At 71.1% G+C, this 2789-nt stretch carries 3 protein-coding genes; 2 read left to right on the top strand and 1 reads right to left on the bottom strand.

What is annotated here, in order from left to right:
• Window positions 1–658: rRNA adenine dimethyltransferase family protein (locus tag IJH84_RS23330; protein ID WP_295149039.1), on the top strand; the 658-nt coding region annotated here is incomplete at its 5' end.
• Between the two features lie 11 nt (window positions 659–669).
• On the opposite strand, the gene IJH84_RS23325 is transcribed toward IJH84_RS23330, so the two are convergent.
• Complete coding sequence (locus IJH84_RS23325) at window positions 670–1896, bottom strand: MFS transporter (RefSeq protein ID WP_295149036.1); 1227 nt, start codon at window positions 1894–1896, stop codon at window positions 670–672.
• 261 nt (window positions 1897–2157) lie between these two features.
• Between IJH84_RS23325 and IJH84_RS23320 the strand changes: the two genes are divergently transcribed.
• Window positions 2158–2789 (top strand): HAD family phosphatase (locus IJH84_RS23320; protein WP_295149034.1); only part of this gene is annotated, 632 nt, incomplete at its 3' end.

The raw sequence follows: 2789 nt of genomic DNA, 5'->3' as shown, positions 1-2789 counted from the left end.
GCTGGATCCGCGCGACGGGCGTCCGCTGGTCGAACTCGGCGCCGGCGGCGGCGCGCTGACCGGTCGGCTCGCCGCGACCGGGCACCCGGTGACCGCCGTAGAACTCGACCCGCGCTGGGCGGCCCGACTGCGCGGCAAGTGGTCCCGAGTCCGCGTCGTGCGCTGCGACATGCTGCGGTTCCGCTTTCCGGCAGGCCCGTTCGACGTCGTCGGCAACCTGCCTTACGGGCTCACCACCGCCATGACGCGGCGGCTGCTCGACATCCCGGCCTGGCGACGCGCGGTATTGCTGGTGCAGTGGGACGTGGCGCGAAAGCGCGGCGTCGGCGGCTCGATGCTCAACGCCCAGTGGGCGCCGTGGTACGAGTTCCGGCTGCACGACCGGATTCCGGCGCGTGCCTTCCACCCGAGGCCCGCGGTCGACGGTGGTCTGCTGCGCATCGACCGCAGGCCGGACCCCGCGCTGCCGTTCGCCGAACGCGGACCGTTCCAGGACTTCGTGGAAGCGGTGTTCACCGGACGTGGGCACGGCATCGGCGAGATCGTCCGCCGCAACCACGGCCGGGTGCCGCACTGGCTCCCGGCCGCGTCGTTGCCGCGAGATCTAACACCGGAGTCGTGGAGCCGTCTCTACCTGGAGCTGCGACGGGCCTCCTGAGCGTCCGCGGGTCAGAACTCCTCGCCGACCAGAGCGGCCTCGCTGGGCACCTGGTGCGGATCGCGCCGCTTGCGCAGGTCGACCGCCAGCAGCGCGGCCGCGACCAGGCAGGACACCGCGGCGACCGCGAACGGGGCGTGCGGCGAACCCAGCCACTCCGCGACGTGGCCGACCAGCGTCGCCGCGAGGGCACCGCCGAGCCAGCGGCAGAAGTTGTAGCCCGCGCTGGCCACCGGCCGCGGCGCGTTGCTGATGCTCATCGCCGTGCCGGTGAACAGGGTGTTCAGCAGCCCGGATGCGATACCGCTGAGGATCACCGCGACCACCACGACCGGCTTGGTGCCGATCGCCATCGCGAACAGCAGCACCGCGTAGATCAGCACCGCGATCACGGTGCCGCCGGCCTCGCCGAACCGCGCTGCCAGCCGCGGCGCCAGCGTCACCCCGGCCACCGCCACGCACAGCCCCCAGCCGAAGAACACCAGCCCGACCGCGATCGCGCCGAACTCCAGCACGAACGGCGCCCAAGCCAGCACGATGAAGAACGCCGCGGTGTAGAACGCCGAGCCGACCGCGGTGCGCAGCAGGCCGCCGTGCCCGAGCGCGCGCACCGGGTCGAGCAGCCGGATCCGCTGCCGCTTCGACGGGTCCTTGTCGTCGGCGGGCAGGAACCCGGCCGAGAGGATCAGCGCAATCGCCATCAGCACCGCGGTGCCCGCGAACGGTCCGCGCCACGAGATGTTGCCGAGCAGTGCTCCCAGCAGCGGGCCGGTGGACAGGCCGATGCCGAGCGCGGCCTCGTAGAGCAGGACGGCGGCCTGCTGCCCGCCGCTGGCCGCACCGACGATCACCGACAGCGCCGTCGCGATGAAGAAGGCGTTGCCCAGTCCCCACACCGCGCGCAGCGCGACGAGCTGCCCGATCGAACCGGCGACCGCGCACGCGATGGTGGCGAGCACGATCAGCACCAGGCCGGTCACGACGGTGCGCTTGGCACCGAACCGGGCGCTGAACGCGCCGGTGATCAGCATCGCGATGACCTGTACGCCCAGGTAGGAGGAGAACAGCAGGGTCACCTGCTCCGGCCCGGCGTGCAGCGCCTCGGCGATGGACAGCAGGATCGGATCGACCAGCCCGATTCCCATGAAGGCGATCACCGCGGCGAACGCGGTGACCCACACGGCCTTGGGCTGGCCTTTGAAGACGTCCAGCAGCCGGACGTCGTGCGCGCCGCTCATCGGCCGCGCCTCCTCGCCAGGTCGATGTGGGTGGAACGGACATCCACCACAATTTCGTTCGCCATGCTAACTTTTAGGTGGCTGCGGAACCAGCGGGCATGAGCAGGCACACATTGCGCGAATCGCCCGACGCAGCAACGGTGTTCGAGACCGGCGGTGTCAGCTGGTCGCTCGAACAGCGGTGTCCGTGCTGCGTCGGGGGCAGCACGGACATCCCTCGCCGAAGCGCCGGTCGTGCAGCGCGGCTCTTATGATCGAGGTGTGCAACCTGCTGCTGTGCTGTTCGACCTCGACGGCGTGCTCGTCGACTCCGAACACCTCTGGGATCGGATTCGCCGCGAAACCGTCGACGCCCACGGTGGTCGATGGACCGAAGGCGCGACCGAGGCCATGATGGGCATGAGCACTCCGGAATGGTCCCGCTACCTGGTGGCGGAACTGGGGGCGCAGCTCACGCCGGAGCAAGCCGCCGAGACCGTCATCGACGGGATGGCCGAGGTCTACCGCAACGATCCCCCGGTACTGCCGGGCGCGGCGGAAACCCTGCGCACGGTCGCGGCCGAGTACCGGACCGCGATCGCGAGCTCCGCACCACCGCGCATCATCCGGGCCTTCCTGGAAAGCGCCGGGGCAACGGTCGGCTACACGATCTCCAGCGAAGAGGTCGGCGCAGGCAAACCGGCCCCGGACGTCTACCTGGAAGCCGCGCGAGGGCTCGACGTCTCGGCGGCGGAGTCCGTCGCCGTCGAAGACTCCAGCAACGGCTTGCGCGCGGCCGCCGCTTCCGGCGCCACCGTGTTCGCGGTGCCGAACGCGCACTTCCCGCCCGCCGAGGACGCCCTGGCCGGCGCGTACCGGGTGCTCGGAGACATCAGCGAACTCCCCGAAGCCCT

This window comes from Saccharopolyspora sp., assembly GCF_017434145.1.
GTDB lineage: Bacteria > Actinomycetota > Actinomycetes > Mycobacteriales > Pseudonocardiaceae > Saccharopolyspora_C > Saccharopolyspora_C galaxeae.
Note: the sequence above shows the minus strand (reverse complement) of the source record. Positions and strands in the feature narration are given on the sequence as shown.